The organism is Micromonospora musae, from assembly GCF_003626545.1.
Taxonomy (GTDB): domain Bacteria; phylum Actinomycetota; class Actinomycetes; order Mycobacteriales; family Micromonosporaceae; genus Micromonospora; species Micromonospora musae.
Map to the genome: position 1 here is coordinate 161,861 of NZ_RAZS01000002.1, position 19,834 is coordinate 181,694.

Below are 19,834 nucleotides of genomic sequence, written 5' to 3' on the forward strand. Positions count from 1 at the left end.
CGGCGGGCCGACGGCGGAGATGAAGGTGCTACTTGGCCGTCTGCATCGGCTGACCGGTCAAGGCGCTGTAGCAGACAGTAACTAAGATCATGACGCCGGCGACTGCGAAAGCTGCGCCCATCACCCGTTCCAGCAGGATGAAGCGCGCTAGACGCTCCCCGTGTGGAACGTCGGGGAGCCAGCGCCACGGCGGGACTCGCTGTAGCACGCTTGCCGCGGACATCGATCGCCGCACGTGCCATTCCGTCACCCCGCGAAAGTTGGAGGCCATGGCGACGCCTACGAGGCTCACAGCCGGGCCGATGATGACAGCGGCCACGACACGCCAGGTCTCCATCTGACCCCTCCCGGTGTGGTTACTGGATCTTAGTTGGCCACCCCGGCAATTGGGGGGCCAGCGAGCGTAGCCGGTGACAGCAGTGTCTCGGGCTCGGAGCACACATGGGGCGCAAGACAGCGTGAAACGTCGGCAACCAGCGACCAATGGTGTGAGCCACGGACAGGCCGTGACCAGGATGCCGAGCAGCTTGACGCAGGTCAGGCCAAGGCGGCGCTCAGTCCCGCTTCAACGTCTGACCCTCGGGCTGGGTGACCAACTGGGTGACGGCCGGGGCGGCCGACCCCGGACGCCCACGGACGTCCACGGACGATGGGAGACTGTTCAGGCGGCTCACCCCGGCTACTCGCCCAGCTCATCGACGATTGACCATCCTTTCGGGACGAAGAGGTCAATCAGCCCGAAGCGTTCACGTTACTGCTTGCCGCCCCACCACACGGCCAGCAGTCCCACGAGCCCGACGAGGACGACGCAGCCAAGCCCGACGCAAATGAGCAGAGCGGCGGCGGCAAGAGGCCCAAGTTCCACCCCCGGACACTAGGCGGCTGGCAAGCCTGTGCCCGAACGGTGCCCGATGCAGTGGTTAACAGGGGCATGGGCCGACGTGGCAGATCTATGCAAGTCGACGTTGCGTAGCGTTTTTCGGTCAGACAGTTACCGAGGGTGCGGATCAACGCGCGTCCCAAGCTGACAGTCTGGGAGCCACCCCATCTCCCGGGTGCCCGACTCCCCGCTGGGTAGCCGGTCGAAGCAAATTGTGTGCCGCTAGCGTGCCATTGGGGAGAGCAGTGGGGGAAGCCGACGGCGGACATCGACACAAGGCGAGTACATGAATAAGGGAAAGACCGTGCTTGTGGCCGCTGGCCTTCTGGCAGCGCTGTTGCCAGGTGCCCTTGCCTGGCGGGCACTGTGGCCGGTCCGCATCGACACTCTGTGCGGGGTCTTCCAGTCCCGCCAGGGTGGGGTCATCCAGATCACGCCAGATCACGCCTTCACGGTGTCTGAGGCCCTGTTCGGGCCCAACGCGGACGGGTCTACGGACACGATTTCCGGTAGCGGCCAACTTGGTCCGGACGACCTCGCACCTGATGGTCAGGTAGTTCTGCGGATGAAGGATGCAAGAGCACAACTTGAATTGAACACTCAGCGCAGATGGCGGGGTGAGGTGAGCTTGTGGCAGTGGGCCGACGACCCGGGCACTGGTGAACGCGAAACCTTCGTCCAGAAGTCTGCCTGCTAGGCGCGGACGGGTCCGCCTTCAGTCCGTAAGAGGTCACGGAGGGTGGGGGAGCGGTGAGAGATGACGGAAGGCATTTCCGCTGCTCGGCCACCATGTGTCCAGATCGGCAGGGCGGGCAGTTGATCTCGTAATGCGTAGGTCGGGGAGGCTGCACGGTCTACGACTGCCCGGCGGGGAGATTCCCTCTCATCGAGCCAGAAACCGCAGGATGGCGTCCCGAAGCAGTCGGTCCGGGTCGCGAGGCCTGAGGTCAGGATCGGAGAAGGGATGGCCGGCAACGAGCTCAGCCAGAGACGACGCCAGTCGCTTCCGTTCCGCTCGTAGGCTCGACCATGCCGAGTCGGGTAGCCGCAGCACGTTGGAGAGCAGGTCGCCCGGGTAGTAGTCGCCCTCGGCCAAGGGATCTCGGAGCAGGACCTGAACTGCGAGGGGCAACAAAGCCGGCACGCCAATCTCTTGACCCAGCATGATGCGCAGGTCTTCGACCGTGAACTCAGCCAACGGCTTGCGTCGCAGCTGCGTACAGAGTGTCACGAGAGCCGAGGCGTCCGAGCCGGGGTCCGGCCAAACGTTCCGCTCAAGCTGCTCGATGGTCGTCACTGCGGTCAGGATAGTCCGCATGGCAACTCTCGGTCGCGATGAGGTTGGCGGACCATCCACGAGTCGGTAGCCACACGGCCCAGCGGGCGAGAGCGGGCACGAGGCGTAATCAGATTGGCCGCTAGCAGCAGGCGTTCCGGGCATCACGACCGGCCGCGGTGCCCTCCCAAACTGGCGGTCCTGCGGAGCAACGGAAACCAAGCCCCGCCCGCTGCGGTATGCAGGGTCTACTCCGCGACGAAGATGCCCACGCCATCTTCCAGGCGACACAGGTACTCACGGTGCGAATCAACCTGATTCCGAAGCTGACAGTACGCTCCGACAGCGACTTACAGCTTCTCGCTGGTTTGATTGAGGTGCGCGTGTCAGAGCCGTTCGGTGCTTTAGAGCCGCGCGAGTCCAGCCGCGGCCGGCGACTGGTCCTGGCTGGCATTGGTCTGGCTGTCCTGGGGCATCTGCTGGCTCTCGTCGCTGTCGTGGGCGCTGCACGATCAGCCGGAGGCGGTCGGGGCAGCGATGTCGACTTGGAGGCCGGCGGTCGCTTCGGCGTCGCTTATGCAGTGCTGTGTACGTACCTCGGCACGCAGACAGTCCTGTTGGCTGGCGTGGTCATCGCGTCCGCATACGGGGGCCAACGGTTGAAGGTAGGGCTGATCGCAGGCTGGGGTGGTGGCTTGGTGTTGACCGTCGGCGTTGTTGTCGCCTGGTTTGTACTCGGTGCGTAGCCGTCGACAGCAACGAACCTGGACGCCCGCAGCCAGCGCCACCCGCAGCCGGAAGGTCCTTCGAGGTCATGGATGCGAACGGACGCCGCTGGACGACGCGTCTAGAACTTGTAAGCGAGAGGTCGCCGGTTCGATCCCGGCCGGGGGCTCCGATTCCACCAGGCGAATCCCGGCGGGCGTCGCCGCGAGTGAGCGGGTCGACAGCAATGCGGTTCATGACAGCCGTCCGTCGAGCTTGTCGAGCGCCTGACGCATCGCGTCAAGGTCGACGTTCGACCGACGGAGCCCGACCAGCTCACCTCGTCGAAGACCGATCGTGTTCAAGGTGGCCCTTGACAGGCCGTGAGTCCGCCGACGGAAGCGGATTGGCCGGCTGCCTGCCGTGTCGGGTCTCAGGACCTCCGTGACAACCCGGTCGGGATGTGGGTGACACGTCCGGCTAGACGATCTTGTAATGATCAGTCCCACCAAAGAGCAATCGCGAGCCGTTGCCGAGCGGCGTACAGGTAGAAGTCACGCACCGCGGCGAGGTGGTGGTGCAGGTATGCCCGCGGGTGTCCGTCGAACCTGGGCATTCTGAGGGTCGCCAATGCGGCCGCAGCCTCGAGAGGCACTGCGGCCAGTGCCACTCCCGGATCCATGTTGCCGAGCAACTTCGCGACGTCAGCGACGGCGTCAGGTTCGAGCGCCGTTACTGGGTGCTCCTCGCGGTAAGCCGGATTGATCTCCGCATCGCCCGTAAACGCCCGTCGCAAGGTAGTGAGGCTTGCACGGGTGACGTGGCTGATTTCGCAGGCCCGCAGGATGGGAGCCGGGGACCAGTCGAGGTCCAGGTGGTCGGACGAAGGGATCAGCTCAAACGAGCAGAGGTTGTCCAACTCCTCAGCCGACCTGCGGCACGCGGCAAGCTGGTCCGCAGAGAGTCGTGCCAGTTGCTGCGTTACGGCCACGGACGAAGTGTCTCAGGCCCGAACCCGCAGGTGTGTCCCGGCTTGATCGAAGCGACCGCCGGTCGCAGCGGGCAATCCCCGCTCGCAGCAGGCGCATCGGCCGGAAGGTGTAGCGCAGGTCTTGATATCGACCTGTCACAGATCCCGAGACCCGAGACCCGACAGCCGGCCGCCGGCCGGTGCGGGAGAACTTTTTGTACATCTATCAAGGCGGCCCGCAACGGGCCGCACGCGCCGCCGCCTTGGGCGCGCCGGCCGCTGCCGCTGTCGCTCTGCGGCCGTCGCGCCTGATGCCCGGCGGTTGGCGCGGACAGCGGGAAGCCCGGAGGGCTGCCGCAGAACGACAGGCCGTTGACCCGGTGGTGTGGTGAGCCGGCAGCCGGCCGGGGCCCGCGCGGCCACGAGCCCGCGCGGCGTAGAGGAGGCACGCCGGCCGCGTCGGCGAGCTGGCCCACCGTGTGGGGACGCGGTCACTGCGCCGCCGGCGGGGGCGCAGCGGCTCCAGGATGGCCGGGGCTCCGTCCGCGCGTTGCGGTCAGTGGGTGGTTGCGGTAGGCCATCCCGCCAGCCGACGACCCGGGCAAGCCGAGCAGACCACCGCCCGGCCCGCCAGCGTCCGTACGAGCCGTCAAGGTCCGCGTGACGTGGCGGGCCGGGCGGCGGCCCGCTCCCCAGGATGGCGGGTCAACGGCAGGCGGGATGGCAGGATCGGCCTCGTTCTGACGAGCAACGGGAGGTGCCAGGATGTCTGGCTGGGTTGATCTCTTGAGTGAGTCGCACGGCATCCGGGCGATTTACGGCGAGGACCTGCCGGCACTGACGTCGGTTGACCTCCATGAGTTGGTCCTTCATCGCGACGGGCCGCGCGCTACGTTGCGCTTTGACCTTTCTCAGTTCCCCAAGTCGCCACCGAAGAAGTGGGCGGATCAAGGCTTCAACGTCGTTCAAGTCCAACTCACACTAGAGGATGTGCTGCACCTGACCATAGCTGGTTGGACGACCCGCGCTGTGCTTGACATCAATGTCGAGCCCACGGGCAAGGTGCTCTCGTTGAGGGCAAACAATGGCCCGGTGGGCATCAGCATTGACGCCCGATGGCTAGTTCTGTCGCACCTGTCGGCCTATTGCCGTGCCTCGGCTGAGTGACTATCTGGGTGAAGACGGGTACGAGCGGCGGACGTCCACGGACGATCCCGGATGGTGCCGCAGGTACATGCCTATGACCGCGCAGGTCAGCGAGCCGTGTTGGTTGCCTGGGGTCAAGAAGTCGCCGGGTTGACATCCATAGGAGCATCGGGATGGCGGTCAAGCGCCTGCTGCCGTCGCTTGCGGTTGACCATGTTGCTTAATCTCCAGCGCCCACCGATGAGCAAGCGCATTGGCAGCGTTGCGCCCCTGAACGTCGATCCGATAGACTCTGTCGCCGATTGTGATCGAATAAGCCACCACCGGCCACTTGCTTGTGGTGGCCCGTAAGGGCCAAATGATCGTGGTCGCTACGAGAGCAGCAATCCAGTTCAGCAGGTAAAGAGCCAGCGGTATGACGTTTAGCGCGAGTACGATCCCGGTCGTATCGACGGAATCGATGGCCCATCCCTTGTAGTCAGGTCGCCAAGCCAGGCGTCGGCGCCCTACTCGCCACGTTGCCCATACCCCGGCCTCATCCTTCGCAACCACCCGCACGTCGAAATTCTGCTCCAGCCGCCAGAGGCGTTCCGACCCCGAGTGACCAACTGGGTGACAACGGAGGCGAGCAAGAGTGGACGCCCACGGACACTGACGGACCATTCCGGCAGCTCAGCCCGGCTACTCCCGCAGCTCATGGCCTCGTGATCGTTCTTTTACACCGAACGAGTCGCGAGCCGACAGCGGCACGTTGCCGAGTTCCGCTCTTGAGTCGTCAAGGCGGTCCGCAAAGCGCGCCGCGCCGGCCCGGCCGGCCACACTGACGGATGACAAGACCTTGAAGACCTCGGGGCTCCGGCCCCGAACTCCGACCCTCCTCAGAGATCAGCCGGGGGCGGATCACCTCGCCGGGCACCATAAGGGCTACCAGCCTCCCCGGACAGGGTCGAGGTCGCTCGTCCGGTGGGGTGCTCCACCTTGTCTCGGTCCGGAGAGGCTGGACGGTCTGACGACTGCCCGACGAGGAGTTCCGCTTGCAAGCGCGGCAGATGGCAGGTAGTTGTATCAGCGATGCTGACATGGCCCCATGCGGTCGGGTGGGCGCATTTGGGTCGTTGGCACACTGACGCAGTGTCGGTTCTTGAGGAAGTCCGCCGTGCCAGGATCACCCATCGTCTCCTGATCGGAGTCACGGGCGGTTGGCTCTCCTTGGTGGCCTGCAACTACCTGGCATACCCGCTGTTCGACACGCTGTCTTTGTTCGCTCTGCTGGTGATGGCAGCGTGCTGGTTGTTGGCCGTGGGCGGCTCCGTGGCCGCTCTGGTCGCGCTGCTGCTTCTACGAGCGTACAGCTGGGCTTCCGGTGCGCTGGTCGTTGCCCTTGGGCTCGGGCTGGTTGTTGGGACCACGAACTGGGAACGCACATACGTTGACAGCCAGTTCGGCCTACACCGGAACCAACTGGCCGAGCTGGCCGAAAGCCACCGCGCCGGCTCGCTACCGCCTAATGCCGCTTTGCCGTGGCAGCTCAGGTACCTGTCTATCGACGGGCGGGCGCATCGGCGCGATGGCGCGCTGTATCTGCCGGTATGGCAGGACTGGCGAGCTGAGAGCGGGGTCGGTCTCGGGTACTTCCCGACCTCGCCGGGGCCGGACACCCTGGTTGCTACCGCGTCTGGCGACATGGGCCACCCGGTGCGGTATCTCGGGGATGGCTGGTGGTGGGTCGCCTAGATGTGGGCCGACCAAGGGCCAGTAACCGTGGCGCCCGGCGGTCATGAGGGGGCACGACCGGCATCCGGCTCTGCCGCCGGCCGCAGGCGTTTCGGGCATCACGGCCCATTGAGCGCGCTCTTCCAAATTGACGGTGCTGCGGGCCGCCTCTGGGCCGTCTGGGCCGTTCCTGAGCCGTCAAGCGCCGACCGAAGATGACCGAGAACGACCAGCAGCACCCGAAGAAGTAGCAGGTCAACCACCACATACGGGCGGCTGATCTGGCGGGCGACGGGCGAGTCAACCTGTACGCCGGATACAGCTAGTGTCTGCTGCCGTGGAGTTCGCTGCGGGAGTCCCTAGTCGGTGGATTGTGACCCTGCGGTCTGGCGGAGTCATGGAGCTGGCGGCTGACGCGTATAGCGAAGAGGACGGTCAACTGCTCTTCTACGTGTTGGTCGAGGCAGATGCTGATGAGCAGGATCAGATGGTGACCGACCGACGGACACCTAACGATCCACGACGCGTTGGCATCGTGGTGGCCAGGCTGCCGGCAGCCGAGGTTGTCGACCTCTACACCGCTCCGTCATGGTCCGACGATGGCAGCAGTGTCGATACGACCACCTGACTGTCGGCGCGGGGTGCGGCTGCCGACAGAAATGATGACAGCAACCGGCGCGGACGGAGCCGGCTTCACCTGAGCGGAGCTGGACGGTTGGCCGAGACCGGCGACACGAGCGGACCGACCCGGACGACGCGCCCAGAGCTTGTAAGCGAGATATCGCCGGTTCGATCCCGGCCGGAGGCTCCGATTCCACCAGACGAATCCCCGGCGGGCGTGAGCCGGCTGACAGCAACGCGGTTCAGGACAGCCGTCCGTCGAGGTTGCCGAGCGCCTGACGCATCGCGTCGAGGTCGACGTGTGGTTGCAAGACGCGGGGCCCGGGGGACGGAGTCCGACCGACGGAGCCCGACCAGCTCGCCTCGTCGAAGATCGATCATGTTCAAGGTGGCCCTTGACGGGGCCGCACGCACCGCCGCCTGGGCGCGGGCCGGCCGCTGTCGCTGTGCGACGGTGGACCGCGTTCCTCGGGTCAGGGGCCATGGCGCAGCAGCTCACGTGGCGGTGGTGGTTGTTTGGGGATAGGGATTGCAGGCTCAGACCTGTCGTCCGGACGAACAAAGCGGGGCGATCAGACGGACGAAAGTCCAGGTCACGTCCCGCTTCGTGTACGTGCCAAGCGAGCCCGAATCATCACGCGGCCCGGAGGCTGGTCTGTTGCGCCGGCTTATCCCGCGGGTGACCCGGTAGGCGCCGGCATGTCGCACTTGTGGAACCAGCTAAGCCACGAATTGTCCCGATTGCCGTCGTAGATGACAAGAGCTGGCTTTTCCTCGTCATGATCGACCCCGAGCTCCAAGACGTCCGAGGACTTCTTGCCGTCGAGACTGTGGTAGCTGAGGTCCAGGAACGGCCAGCCCTGCGTCGTGACCCGGAAACTCCATGTGCCCGATCCGGAGGTCGGAGCGACGCCGTCGAACTCCATCCGGATGCGGTATCCATCCACGTAGTTCGGATCACCCAACAACTCGTCCAGGTGAGTCTTCGAGAGTCGGGTTATCTCGAAGGTGTCGTCGGCCTTGAGGGTGAGAATCTCCTGCTCCGAGCCGCACCACACGCCAGGCATGTCCTGTTCCTCGGGCAGCGGTGACGACGGCGAGGCGCAACCGGCGGTGACTACGGCCACGACCGCCAGCATTGCCGGCCAGCGGCGAAAAGGAGCCAAATTCGGCCGCCCACCAAGCCCAGCCGGACTGAGTTCCATCAGTTCTCCTTAGCCGGCAGAACCGGACCAGGGCACCGGGTGTGGCCGCCGCAAGTGCCGCCGGCTGGTCCGGGGGTCTTGCGCCCGCCGGGCGTGATACGACCCTCGAACCTCCATTCGATCATGGTCAAAATCGTAAGGAGCAACCGGGTCACCGTTGCTATCGACAGCAACGGTGACAGCAACGGGCCGAGACGAGGGCGGCCACCGACTCCCGAGCGCGGACAGTCGTCCGAGGTCGCAACGAGCACGGACCCTGCTCGTCAGAGCACTCAGTTCTTCACCCTAAGAGACGCTGCGTCACGGCGGTGAGGCCGTCGCCTATGCTCAGGCACTGCGCAACGCCATCCGCCAGGACCTCGAACGCAACCCTGCCACCGCGTCCACCTCTTCCTCGCCGGACCTGGCGGCCTCGCACTGCTGCTGGGACATCGCTGGAATAGGGCCGCTCCGACAGGGGTCTATGAAGACCTCGGTGCCGGGCACGGCTACGTGTCGGCGTTCGAGGTCGACGCGTAACTCGGTTGCGAGCAGCGCGGGCAGGAAATCGCGGAAAGACTGCACCGGCGCGCGTAGTGCTGACTCAGGAGATCATCGATGCATGGGGATAGTCAGGTGAGCAAGGGAGAGCAGGTCGTAGACCTGAAATTTGTGGCGGCGCGAGGGCGCAGTGTCGAGGTTTGTTTCGAGCCGGTAGGTGCCACCTTTTCCCTGAGCGACGGCGACGCGGTCTTTCTCCGGACCGCAATCTCAAACGTGGCCTCGCTTGAGATTGTCTCGTGGCCTAACGGGATTGGGGTTTGGGTTCCCTACCCCGGCGACTATGCGATTATTGACTCAAACGGTAGCGAAATCGACACGCTCTGACCTCCTCCCCCATAAGAGAGGAGGGGTGATCCGGGTGTGCGATGTTTGCGATGATATTCAGGCGAGAGCATCAGGAGTGAACGCGCGGGTGCTGATCTGAAGCCCTGCCAAGTGTCACCTGGAAGGGCCCGGCTATCGTCGTGCGATTCGGCGGCCCGGCTTGGTTGCCGAGGTCGACGACGCGGACCAGGTGATCGAAGCCCAACGGCGAGTGACCGAGCGGCGAGTGCGGGAGTGTAGCCTTGCAGACCGTGGGCCCGGCGAGGACGTCACCGCTGTGACTGACGACGGAGCCGTGTTGATGCTTATCCCTCACTAGTTGTCGTCTAAGGCGTTAGCGCAAGCTCATCACTAATGTCGATTATGGATATCTGGTCGGCGTCTCCCCGGCGTTAGTGCCACTGGTGGGGAGAAGCTCTATTTCTGGTTCGATGCCAACGGCATTTTCAGGGAGTCGACCGTGAGTGACATTTTTGAGCAGGTTAAGAGTCACGTAACTGGCTGCAGACTGGGCCATGGTGCACATTAGAGAAGGGCCTGCTGGCTATCCATATAACGAAATCCTTTGGTCTGCACTCGACCGGCTGGCTGGCGCTGACCTGCTGCAAGCCCCAGGGGTGTATCTACATGGTGAGGATGACTTCCGAGCCTGGCTAGCTGATCTTGATTGCTAGTCGGCCAGCTGGCTACGGAACTCAGAGTCGATCCGGCACCCCATGGCTCAATGGAGCCCGAGTTGTCGGTAGACCTCGGCCTTGTCTGCGGGGTCGGCGTCACGGAGCACGGCCGCGATGTCCCCGAGGGCGGTCACCAGACTCGTGATCTCTGCCCGGGTGTTGCCCATCTTCGCTTGGAGTTCGACTTCGGCGCGGGTGCGTTCTGCCTGGGTTTGTGCGATCTAGCCGGATGGTGCTGGCCGGCGTTGTGCGAGCCGGGGCGCTGCGTGCCCGTACGATCTCGGCCGTGCATACCACCCCACCGGCTCCGATCGATATGTGTGCCGTCTTCCCGCAGTTGTGTGCGTTTGCGCGGAGCACCACCCGGCTGCATCCACGGAAGGGCTCGCCGTCGGAAGAGCAGAGCTCAGTTGGCGGGCCGCTGCTCTGGCCGGCAGACGAGCCGTGGCCGGCCTGTGACGGCATCGGCCTGGACGACCATCCAGGCGAGGCTGGGGTCCCGCTCGTGCCGGTGCTGCAATTGTTCGCCGATGATGTGCCCGAGCTGCCGTTCCCCGAGGGCTCGGACGTGCTGCAGGTGCTGTGGTGTCCGTTCGACCATGATCCCTGGAGCGCTCCGCTTCCACGCTTGCGCTGGCGGCGACGATCAGCGATCGGACCCCGGCTAACGGCGATGCCGGCACCGCATGAGGACGCCGAGGAGTGGTATGTGCCCGACCCGTGCGTCGTTGATCCCGAGCGGGTGGTCGAGTACCCGTCGTACGACCTACCGCGCGAGGTGTGGTCACAGATCCAGGAAGCGGCCCGGCGGGTCGAGGCTGACCATGGCTGGGAGTACGACACCGACCTGGCGGTCGCCCCCGGGATCAAGGTCGGCGGCTACCCCGGCTGGACGCAGTCGCCTGACTGGCCGGTTTGCCAGTGCGGGCTTCGGATGCAGCATCTGCTCACCATCGCTACCTGGGAGTTCAACCGAGGCGACGAGCAACGTTGGGTCCCCCTGGAGGAACGGCCCGCAATGATCGGCTGGGGCTTCGATAGCCGCGCTGACCATCCGTGGCGGTCGCTCCAGAACCCGGCAGGATTGATGCTCGGCGACGCCGGAGGTATCTACATCTTTGTCTGCACAACGTGCCCGGGGCGCCCCTACGACCACCGATTCGACTGCTCCTGAACAGACAGGATCACCGACGACAGCGTTCCGCCGCGTCTTGGCCGGGCACTCATGTATCGCCGGCCTGGCAAGAACGTGGGAGGTAGGGCCATTGCACTACACGTGGGTTTCGTCGGCTGGCGGACCGCTGCTCGTCGCTCCTCAATCGGCCTTATCACTGTGGACCGGCGCTGATAGCACAGATGGCCCCGTGGAGAGCCGGGCGTGCGCGATCGACGGCTACGTCGGTGTGGTCGCCATCGGTCAGCGGCAGGCGCTTGCTCTGTGTGACGAGCCGGCTATGACGACGTACCTACCCTCGGAACGGCTGTTCCTGCGATGGTCCGCGACGTACGAGGAAGACGACCTGGTGAGTGCTGCACGCCGAGCGGTACGTGATGGCGTGAACTCGGACGCGGAAGAGGATGTCCGCTGGGCCGGTGGACGGGACGGTCGTGATGTTCGATTCGGCGTGGCCCGGCGCCGAGTTGAGTTAAGTCGTACACCACCTCTGTAGACGCGACCGGAGCGGGTGACCCCGGCGGAGCTCGTGTGATCAGGCGTGGCTTGTTCGGCAGGTTGTAGAGGAAGGTCATCGGCGATGAGCGGTGTGGTGGAGGTGCGCAGTCCTGTGGACTTCGGCCAGCTTCGCGCCAGGCTCGGGGCGGCGGACGTCGTTCAGTTCAGTCAGCCGCTCACCGAGGCGGAGTACCGGTCGCTGGCCGCGCTGTTGGCCGAGCATCCGACAGTTCCGCTGCGGGCCTACGGGTCCGACGACGAGCTTGCGACGCTACGGTTCCTGCGCTGGTTCCCGCACGTGCGTCGGTTCAGCGTCGCTGAGTTGCGTCACTTGACCGATTTGGCGCCGTTGGATCAGTTGAGCGCCGATGTTGACTACCTCGACATCGGCGAGACCCGCAAGCCCGTCCACCTCGGCCCTGTGGCCGAGTTTCGCCGGCTTCGCAGGCTGAGGATCGTCGGGCACCGGCGTGGCCTCTCCGAACTGCTGAGCGCCAACCCGGGCCTGCGGGAACTATCGCTGTGGCGGCTTCCCGTGGACCGCGTCCTACCGGTGATTGCCCTGCCATGCCTGCAGGCCTTGGCGCTGACCCTTGGCTCGCTGACGAACAGCGAATGGCTCACCCAGATCCCCACGCTTCGCTACCTGGCGCTGCGCGGCGTTCGAGAAGTCAGCGACCTGACCCCGGTGACACGCCTACCCGCACTGCAGTGGCTTTGGCTGGAAACACTCACCGTCGAAAGGCTGCCGCACTTCGGCTCCGACACCAAGTTGGCGCGCGTCGACTGCATAGGGATGCGTCACCTCCGCCACCCGGAAGCCCTCCAAGGCCTCGCCGCCGCACCCCAGTTGCGGGAGCTTCTAGTCGCGGCGCCGCATCTGCCAGTCGACGCGGTCGTCTCCCTCGTTGACCATCCGACACTCGAACGCGCCACGATCGTATTGGGCAGCCAACAACGCGACCGCGACGCCGAGGACCTCCTGCGGCTGCCACCACCACGCCCGGACACGCAGTTCGCCACGATCCACGAGCTGACCCGCGTCCTGTGACCCGAGGCCCGTTGGTTGAGGCGGCGGTGATCCGACCCGGGGGAGCTGTTCGGGAGCTTCCGGGAACGGCCAGCTTAAGAAAGGTCCATGGCGCGTAGGTCACCTGGTGCGCGTCGTGCGCAGTCGAAGTTGGCCGGCCGAGATGCCGGCAAAATCCGTCCCATCGAGGGCCTGTCGAGCCGCGCAAACGCGGCGATCGTCAGACTCCAGCTCCGACATCCGGAGATTGGCTCGGTAGCAACCGGCCGGCTATCGTCGTGCGATTCGGCGGCCCGGCCGGTGGTTGGACCCTCGTCTAGACGACTGTTCCTGTGCGAGCTGGGATCCGGTGGACCAGCGGGCGTTTTGGAGAGGTGACGCCTGTTGCCACCGGCCGCCGACACGAGTTGCGGCGTGTCGTCAACGTGTTGGACGAGGAGTTTTCCGTAGGACGCTGCCTGATCCTCGAGCGGCCGATCTGAGTGCCTGGCATGCCCAGGCATGACGGCGGCGGCCGCAGGAGCGGCGAACGTAGCGAGTGCCGGATACGCAACTGTTGGCAGCTGGGAACGTCGGCTTGAATGACGTGGTGATCACGATGCAGGCAGTCGTCGAGGTGCCGATGTTCGACAGCGGGTCGGCGCCGCCGTGGCCGGTGGAGCAGTTGGCGCCGGGCTCGCGGCTGCTACTCAACGCGGACTGCACTGATGAGCGGGTCGGGTTGATCGTTGCGGCCCTCGCGAATCGGATCGATGTGGCGCCTCCTAGCGGCCGGAATGAGGTTGTGGACGCGCTGCTGGCCGAGGAGTTGCTCTTCGTTGCTGGTGGTTTGCAGGTGGTTGACACCGAGAGCGGGACGAACGTGGTGCCGGGTTGTTGCGTTGGGCTGGAGGACTGGCGGGATTGGGCACAGGCGCTCGCTGGCGGCTCGCCGTGGCTGGGACACGATCCAGGCCCGGAGGTGGAGGTAATCGGTGAGGATCTCCGGGTGTGGCAGGACGGTGGCCCGAATCGTCATCGCGGACGATGGGCCGGGCGCCATGTCAACATTCCGCGTCGTGCATTGCCGGGGCTGCTGCTGCGCGTTCGGCGGGACCTGGTGGGCTTCCTGGACGCCCTCGCCGGGTGGGCCGAACGGTCCGGACTGGGCCAGCGAGGGAGTGCCTTGGTGAAGGCGGTCGACCAGAACTTCGCCGTCACGGTGCCGTTGGAATTGCCTGCTGGCCAATCGAATTGGTGATCCCGGCGGTGTTCCGTCAGGCGAGCTCAAGATCCTCGGCGACTCGCGGGCCGCGAGAAGCGACCGCCTCTCCCGCTGGCGCGACCGGCTCCTACTCTTGATTCCTCAACGCCTTCGTCCTCGCCACACCGCTACCACCAGCACACACCCTGCAGTGGTCAACCTGGCGACGAACATCCCAAACCCGCGCCCGCCGATCTCACTACCCGCGCAGACGAGCCACGTGACATTGGAGTACTAGACTCGCCCAGCCGGTAGAGGCGGCCGCTCACCTCGACCACGTAGACCGGTGGCAATTAGCTTGCCGTGCTCTTGGTAGAGGGCTCCGAGCGGCGACTTCTCGCCCAGCCCTTCTTCGAGTTGATGGTCGAGGCTCATACGCTACGTTGACCGAGTGCCCGTACCTCGGCTGATTCCTATAGCGCACGAGCCTTCCTACCGTACGGACAGAATTGGCCACTACGACGACGGGTTGTTCCTCGCGTCGGCGTGGGACCACCACGCATATGTGCACCTCTTCGGCCACGATGGGACGTACCGGCATTCAACGATCATGCGCGTCACGGATCGAGCTGCGCTCGACGAGGCGCTCGAAGGACTGCTCGCGAGCCTGCCCGGCAAGTCGTACGGCGACATCGCGGTTCAACTGTTCCAGACCCACCAAGACGGCATCGTCTTCGGTCTGATCGATGAGTCCGGCGACCGGGCTGGCGACGGCGGCCACGTCGACTGGGTCGAGCTGTACCCAGATCGCCTCGGATTTCACGAGCCATGGGATGGGCTCTACGACACCTGACGCTGGGCCGATCAGCCGCGAGACTCGGCGCACTACGACGGCCCGATGACGGCCTCGCCGCATCCCACTCTGTGTCGTGCGCGTTGGCCGAGCAGAGCAGACGCAACTGCTGCGCTTGTTGCTCAGCCGGCAAGGAGATCGCCCCCGCGCCCTTGGAGCCACGCAGCGGTTGCCCCGATGGTTGCCTCAGTCGTCGGCGGCGACGATGAGAATGATCTGCCCGGCCGAGCGGTCGATGAGCACGAACTCGTGAAAGTAGTCGTGCACACGTCCCCAGTCATGATTCGCCTCATCACCGAGCTCGGCGAGGTAGTAGATGCCATCGGCTGCGGCCAGGCGGGCGAACACCTCCCGCTGCAGATCAGCCTCCAGCTCGGTGGGCATGTCCCAGAGCGGATCCAACCACTCACGCAGGATCTGTACGGCCTTCTCCTGGCTGATGGGCTCGTAGAGTTCGGGAGTGATCACCCGCAGCCAATACGGACCGTGCCGGGGCCCGTCCGGCAGCACTCCACCACCTGCATAGTCGTCCCGGAACTGCGCATGCCCAATGAGTGCGGCAAGCAGCCCTCGATCGTCCACGGACTTCGCAGAGAAGTGCAGCTGCTTGATGTCGACCCATCGGAACCCGTGCTCCCTTGGATTCGGGGCGTAGCGTCGAAAGTTGATGAAGGAGCTAGCCTCGTGAGTGAGCCCGTTGTCCATGGCGGCAGCCTAGAAGGCAGGCGAGAGTCCCTGCCGATCCACCGGACAGGCTCCAGTGGGCGTTCGTCCAAGCGTTCGTCTGTGGGCCGCTTTCGCCGCGCACCGCCAGGACCCACGGTTTAGGAAGTGTGGACACGGGCGGAAGCCGCTCGGCAGTAGCCTGGCATGACCTACGCCGCCACGCTGGCTGCCACTCCAGAAGCTGACCGCCGTTGACTGTCGTCGCCCATCCGGACGGGCACGACGGGATCGAGCCGGCCGCGCTCGCACCGTCAGTTTGGAAGAGCGTGCTCAACCGGCCGTGATGCCCGAACGCCTGCGGCCGGCGGCGGAGCTGAATGCCGCTCGTGCCCGCTCATGACCGCAGCGCAGCCCGTTTACTGGCCCGTGGATGGCCCGGCCTGCAGCTCCTCAGGAGCGGGCCGAAGCAGACCTAGCTGCGGGTCGAAGCAGACAAGGCCGTGCTCGGCCGCAATTCGTGCAGCACCGGCCGACACCTCTTCACAGCGGCTGTACACCATCGGGAAATAAACGATGGGTCCCGATGCCTCCCTGATCAGTGGCCCGGTCGACCACGGACTCCGCTCATCCTCAGTAAGGTCGATCCATCTCTCGAGAAGGGCCTCGACGTAGGCTTGGATACGCGGGGTCGCCGGCGTTCGTCCCTCGCCGGTGTACCGCTCGCGGAGCGCCTTTAAAGTCGCCAGCGCCACGGCGTTGTCAGCGGGCCTGTCACCTTCCCACACCGCCAAGTCGTAACTCACGAGCGGAGTGTGCCAGTCAGCGCTGACCCTGTCGCGCAGTGGCTACGGGGTGAGCGATGAAGAGCGGATCTCCCGTCCGGGGAGGCTGGTAGCCCTCGTGGTGCCGGCGAGGTGATCTGCGGCGGCATCTATGAGGAGGGTCGGGGTTCGGGGCAGCGCCCGAGGCCTTCAAGCTCCTGTTGTCCGTCAACGTGGGCGGCCGGCCCGGCCGATGCCGCCCGGAGGTCGCCAGCAGCCCGGCGCCGGGCCGGCGCGGCCTGCTTTGCGGGCCGCCTTGATCCTCTGGAGGGCAATTCGGCAGTCTCACCAGCACGCAAGTTGTCGTGTCACGGGACATGCCTGACACTCGCGTCCCACCAGATGCTTGACATGATCCATATCGGTTGGTCGGGTGGCTTCCTGAGCCGGGAGACGGCTACCGCAGGGAGGGCTGAGGACATGGAGGTGCTCGACGTCCTGGCGGCGTTCGGCTCAACCGGCCGGGTCGGCCTTCTTCATCCCGGCACCCGTTTACAGGAGGTCGTCGCCGCCTACGACATGCCATGGGACATCGGGCGGATCGACAAACGCCACAGATGGCCGCACCTGTACTCCTACGGCGACGTCGAGCTCGTCGTATGCCGCTGCCGGATCATCACCTCAGTGACAGTCCAGACCTGGCGAGGGACGGTTGAGCTGCCGAGCCCGGCACAGTCTGGCGAGGTCGTCGCCGTACCCGCGCGACTGACCTTCGCTCAGGTGGCCGACGCCCTGGCCGCCGCGGACTGCCAGTGGGAACGACTCAAGCCGATCGAGGGACAGTGCGGGCTGCGCACCCTGCCTGAACGCGTCGACTTCACCTTCGTCACCGACGACGGACCCGATCCCGTGCTGCACGTTGCAGGCACCTGGGCCCACGAACACGACTGCATGGCGGCGTCAGCCGTCGACGCTGCCTTCGCCGACGACTTTCCTCCCGAGCAGGACAACTGACCACGTGATTAAGGCTTGGACCTGTTGCCCCGGCAGGATTTGAACCTGCGACACACGGTCAGGAAGTCCACTCGCAGTCAAAGGGATGGGAGCTACCGCAAAGCTAATCGTCTTGCTCCGAGCTAGTACCGGCTCGGAGCAAGACGATCTCTCTTGGTACATCTGTCACTCAGACGGCGCAGGCTCCGTCCGGTCCGCACTGCTCTCCTTCTCCAAAAGGCATGCGCAACGCGGGAGTGGGGTGGCTTTCGTCCCAGGCCCGACGCAGGGCGCGGGTGAAGGTGGCGCGGTCCACGCCGCCTCCGATGCCGTACTTCTGATCGATCACGATGAAAGGGGTGCCGTGCGCGCCCATCCGCTGGGCACGGTACTGCTCCTCCTCGACACGCGTCTTGTACCTGCGGGAGACGAGCACCTCGCGAGTCTCGTCCTGATCGAGGCCGATCTCACCGGCGAACTCGATCAGCTGCTCCATCGTCCACAGCTGTCGGTTGTATCCGAAATGTGCGTTGAACATCTCAGTCCACGCCTCGTGGTGCTTGCCCTGATCGGTGGCGTACGCGAGGAGCTCGTGGGTGAGGTCCGTCGGGCCGAGGGTGCGGTCGATGGCGTGGTACCCGCCGAAGCCCTCCTCGTCGGCGGCGATCTCCACCGGTCGCAGCACGTTGTTCATCTGCGCGATGGTCATCCCCGCGTTCAGGCTCAGCTGCGTCTGGGTGATGCCCTCAGGCGGGATGCCGGGGTGCACCTGGAACGAACGGTGGATGATCTCTACCTCGTCGCCGTGCTCGAAGTCGGCCACGGCGTTGCGCAGGCGCTGCTGGGTCATGCCGCAGATGGGGCAGATGATGTCCGACCACATCTCGATCTGCATCATGCTTCCTTTCTTGCGATTTGTGCGTGACCCCATGATGAGTCAGATTCGAAACACTTACAAAAGGCACATCCATGTGCGCGAGGAGGTCTCATGACAGGCGCTCACACCGGTGTACGCGCAGCCGTCAGGCAGGTGCCCGGCCCCTGCGCGCACTGGAACGACGATGACGCGGACGTAGGCGCAGCGCTCATTGCCGGCGACGCCTTCGCCCCACCTCGCATTACGAACATGAGTGAGTGTTTTGTAGGCACGGTGCGGTGCTGAGACGATTGGCCCCTGGCGGGCGGCTCGGGCCATACGAGCGTCCCTGGAAAAAGGAAATGATGTTGGACATGTTCTCCCCGGCGACGTTCGGATCGGTTCATCTTGAGAACCGGATCGTGCTCGCCCCGATGACGCGTCTTCGCGCCCACGCGGACGGTTCGCCGAGCCTGGACATGGCGACGTACTACGCCCAACGTGCGAGCTTCGGGCTGATTGTCACCGAGGGTGTCTTTCCCTCCCTGGAAGGACGCGCGTACTTGAATCAGCCAGGTATCGCGACGAAAAGGCACGCCCAGGGGTGGCGTCGGGTGACGGATGCGGTGCATGACCGTGGAGGCAGCATCTTCATGCAGATCATGCACGCAGGCATGGCTACACATTCAGCGGTCACCGGCGGTTCGCGGCCGGTCGGGCCAAGCGCGACATCAGCAAAAGGGCTGGCCCGCACACAGGGCGGCAAAGTGGCTATGCAAGCCGCTCGATCCTTGTCTGAAGACGAACTGCGAGGCATAGCCGCATTGTTTGCTGAAGCCGCTGAGCGTGCAGTTTTCGCAGGCTTCGATGGAGTGGAGGTTCAGGGAGCCAACGGGTACCTGCTCCATCAGTTCTTCGCGCCCAGCACCAACAACCGATCCGATAGATACGGCGATTCTCCGGTCAATCGAGCCCGTCTTGCAGTGGAGGTCGTCTCAGCAGTTTCGAGCGCGATCGGTGCTGAGCGCACCGCCCTGCGAATATCACCTCGGCACCATTCGCATGGGATCAACGAGTACAACGATGACGCCACGAACGACACCTATCACGCGGTGGTCTCGGGTATCGCCCCACTGAACATGGCCTATCTGAGCTACTTACCGGAAGTCACGTCTCCGTTCGCGCAGGAACTGCGTGAACTGTTTGGCGGTCCCTTCGTTGTTAACACCGGCCCTCGAACAGAAACGACTTACCAAGAGGCCGACCGCCTGGTGAGCGGAGGTTTCGCTGACGCTGTCGCAGTCGGCCGCGCCGGGCTCGCAAATCCTGACCTGGTTCGGCGATGGCGACACGGGCTCGAGCTGAATCGCCCTCGGATGCAGCACTTCTACGTCGGTGGCGCGAACGGGTATACGGACTATCCCGAACTGGCAACTTGATCCGCGGCTCATTCAGTTGATCGTCCGGCCCCACCAAAGACGCGTCGCACCCATGACGGAGAATCCGATGTTCCGGGTGGCGAACGGATGGGCGAGCACGATCTTCGCCGTTGTCGTCCAGCGCCAGGGGGCGAGCTTCTGCTTTGGCGAACATGTTCCGAGGCTCTGAGTGGCGCATCGAGTGGCTGTGAGGAATTCAGCAGCGCTGGCTGACCACGCTCGTGATCTCTGCCTGGCTCCGATCATTGCCGGGTGTTGCCGATCTTCGCTCCGAGTTCGAGTTCGGAGCGGGTAAGTTCTGCCGGGGCTGGCCGGGGCTGG

Annotated in this window: 21 protein-coding genes and 1 pseudogene; 14 read left to right on the forward strand and 8 right to left on the reverse strand. The window is 65.0% G+C overall.

Features of this window, described 5'->3' with window-relative positions:
- Positions 1–28: 28 nt before the first annotated feature.
- The gene (locus D7147_RS05145) at positions 29–337 is read right to left on the reverse strand and encodes a hypothetical protein (protein WP_120674176.1); all 309 of its coding nucleotides are present in this window, start codon (positions 335–337) and stop codon (positions 29–31) included.
- Positions 338–1,166: 829 nt separating this feature from the next.
- Here D7147_RS05145 and D7147_RS32100 point away from each other — a divergent pair.
- Positions 1,167–1,577: a hypothetical protein gene (locus D7147_RS32100; RefSeq protein WP_147434612.1), complete on the forward strand. Its 411-nt coding sequence runs from the start codon at positions 1,167–1,169 to the stop codon at positions 1,575–1,577.
- Positions 1,578–1,763: 186 nt separating this feature from the next.
- On the opposite strand, the gene D7147_RS32360 is transcribed toward D7147_RS32100, so the two are convergent.
- Positions 1,764–2,177, reverse strand: a complete 414-nt coding sequence (locus tag D7147_RS32360; protein ID WP_233562944.1) for a contact-dependent growth inhibition system immunity protein — start codon at positions 2,175–2,177, stop codon at positions 1,764–1,766.
- Positions 2,178–2,458: 281 nt separating this feature from the next.
- Between D7147_RS32360 and D7147_RS05155 the strand changes: the two genes are divergently transcribed.
- Positions 2,459–2,902 (forward strand): hypothetical protein, encoded by a 444-nt coding sequence (locus D7147_RS05155; RefSeq protein ID WP_147434613.1) that lies wholly within the window; start codon positions 2,459–2,461, stop codon positions 2,900–2,902.
- A gap of 458 nt (positions 2,903–3,360) precedes the next feature.
- Here the strand turns inward: D7147_RS05155 and D7147_RS05160 are convergent, their stop codons facing one another.
- Positions 3,361–3,852, reverse strand: coding sequence for a DUF1877 domain-containing protein (locus tag D7147_RS05160; RefSeq protein ID WP_120674180.1), 492 nt, complete (start codon positions 3,850–3,852; stop codon positions 3,361–3,363).
- A 744-nt stretch (positions 3,853–4,596) separates the two neighbouring features.
- On the opposite strand from D7147_RS05160, the gene D7147_RS05165 reads away from it, so the two are divergent.
- Complete coding sequence (locus D7147_RS05165; protein ID WP_120674182.1) at positions 4,597–4,998, forward strand: Imm50 family immunity protein; 402 nt, start codon at positions 4,597–4,599, stop codon at positions 4,996–4,998.
- Between the two features lie 159 nt (positions 4,999–5,157).
- On the opposite strand, the gene D7147_RS32105 is transcribed toward D7147_RS05165, so the two are convergent.
- Positions 5,158–5,535, reverse strand: coding sequence for a hypothetical protein (locus D7147_RS32105; protein ID WP_147437345.1), 378 nt, complete (start codon positions 5,533–5,535; stop codon positions 5,158–5,160).
- A gap of 573 nt (positions 5,536–6,108) precedes the next feature.
- Between D7147_RS32105 and D7147_RS05170 the strand changes: the two genes are divergently transcribed.
- Both D7147_RS05170 and D7147_RS05175 read left to right on the forward strand, forming a co-directional pair.
- Positions 6,109–6,711 carry a hypothetical protein gene (locus tag D7147_RS05170; RefSeq protein ID WP_120674184.1) on the forward strand — a complete coding sequence of 201 codons (603 nt, stop codon included), beginning with the start codon at positions 6,109–6,111 and terminating at the stop codon, positions 6,709–6,711.
- A gap of 376 nt (positions 6,712–7,087) precedes the next feature.
- Positions 7,088–7,318, forward strand: coding sequence for a hypothetical protein (locus tag D7147_RS05175; RefSeq protein WP_120674186.1), 231 nt, complete (start codon positions 7,088–7,090; stop codon positions 7,316–7,318).
- A gap of 661 nt (positions 7,319–7,979) precedes the next feature.
- Here D7147_RS05175 and D7147_RS05180 read toward each other — a convergent pair.
- The gene (locus D7147_RS05180) at positions 7,980–8,516 is read right to left on the reverse strand and encodes a hypothetical protein (protein ID WP_147437346.1); all 537 of its coding nucleotides are present in this window, start codon (positions 8,514–8,516) and stop codon (positions 7,980–7,982) included.
- Between the two features lie 381 nt (positions 8,517–8,897).
- Here D7147_RS05180 and D7147_RS33645 point away from each other — a divergent pair.
- From D7147_RS33645 to D7147_RS32610, 7 genes and pseudogenes are all read left to right on the forward strand, one after another.
- Positions 8,898–9,035 (forward strand): annotated as a pseudogene (locus D7147_RS33645) (hypothetical protein); the annotation flags it as partial.
- Positions 9,036–9,131: 96 nt separating this feature from the next.
- Positions 9,132–9,383: a hypothetical protein gene (locus D7147_RS05190; RefSeq protein WP_233562945.1), complete on the forward strand. Its 252-nt coding sequence runs from the start codon at positions 9,132–9,134 to the stop codon at positions 9,381–9,383.
- Positions 9,384–10,346: 963 nt separating this feature from the next.
- Positions 10,347–11,234, forward strand: coding sequence for a hypothetical protein (locus D7147_RS05195; RefSeq protein ID WP_199734079.1), 888 nt, complete (start codon positions 10,347–10,349; stop codon positions 11,232–11,234).
- A 91-nt stretch (positions 11,235–11,325) separates the two neighbouring features.
- Entirely contained in the window at positions 11,326–11,730 is a 405-nt protein-coding gene (locus tag D7147_RS05200) for an Imm21 family immunity protein (RefSeq protein ID WP_233562946.1), read from the forward strand.
- Between the two features lie 84 nt (positions 11,731–11,814).
- Positions 11,815–12,783 (forward strand): leucine-rich repeat domain-containing protein, encoded by a 969-nt coding sequence (locus tag D7147_RS05205; protein ID WP_120674196.1) that lies wholly within the window; start codon positions 11,815–11,817, stop codon positions 12,781–12,783.
- A gap of 577 nt (positions 12,784–13,360) precedes the next feature.
- Complete coding sequence (locus D7147_RS32915) at positions 13,361–14,002, forward strand: hypothetical protein (protein WP_233563014.1); 642 nt, start codon at positions 13,361–13,363, stop codon at positions 14,000–14,002.
- Positions 14,003–14,555: 553 nt separating this feature from the next.
- Positions 14,556–14,798: a hypothetical protein gene (locus D7147_RS32610; protein ID WP_199734080.1), complete on the forward strand. Its 243-nt coding sequence runs from the start codon at positions 14,556–14,558 to the stop codon at positions 14,796–14,798.
- A 186-nt stretch (positions 14,799–14,984) separates the two neighbouring features.
- On the opposite strand, the gene D7147_RS05230 is transcribed toward D7147_RS32610, so the two are convergent.
- Together D7147_RS05230 and D7147_RS05235 are read right to left on the reverse strand one after the other, a co-directional pair.
- Positions 14,985–15,503 carry a hypothetical protein gene (locus tag D7147_RS05230; RefSeq protein WP_120674200.1) on the reverse strand — a complete coding sequence of 173 codons (519 nt, stop codon included), beginning with the start codon at positions 15,501–15,503 and terminating at the stop codon, positions 14,985–14,987.
- Between the two features lie 377 nt (positions 15,504–15,880).
- The gene (locus D7147_RS05235) at positions 15,881–16,267 is read right to left on the reverse strand and encodes a hypothetical protein (RefSeq protein WP_120674202.1); all 387 of its coding nucleotides are present in this window, start codon (positions 16,265–16,267) and stop codon (positions 15,881–15,883) included.
- Between the two features lie 360 nt (positions 16,268–16,627).
- Between D7147_RS05235 and D7147_RS05240 the strand changes: the two genes are divergently transcribed.
- Positions 16,628–17,239, forward strand: coding sequence for a hypothetical protein (locus D7147_RS05240; protein WP_120674204.1), 612 nt, complete (start codon positions 16,628–16,630; stop codon positions 17,237–17,239).
- A gap of 169 nt (positions 17,240–17,408) precedes the next feature.
- On the opposite strand, the gene D7147_RS05245 is transcribed toward D7147_RS05240, so the two are convergent.
- Positions 17,409–18,113 (reverse strand): DsbA family oxidoreductase, encoded by a 705-nt coding sequence (locus D7147_RS05245; RefSeq protein ID WP_158609286.1) that lies wholly within the window; start codon positions 18,111–18,113, stop codon positions 17,409–17,411.
- A gap of 335 nt (positions 18,114–18,448) precedes the next feature.
- Here D7147_RS05245 and D7147_RS05250 point away from each other — a divergent pair, with 335 nt between their 5' ends.
- Positions 18,449–19,513 carry an alkene reductase gene (locus D7147_RS05250; protein ID WP_233563015.1) on the forward strand — a complete coding sequence of 355 codons (1,065 nt, stop codon included), beginning with the start codon at positions 18,449–18,451 and terminating at the stop codon, positions 19,511–19,513.
- Positions 19,514–19,834: the final 321 nt, after the last annotated feature.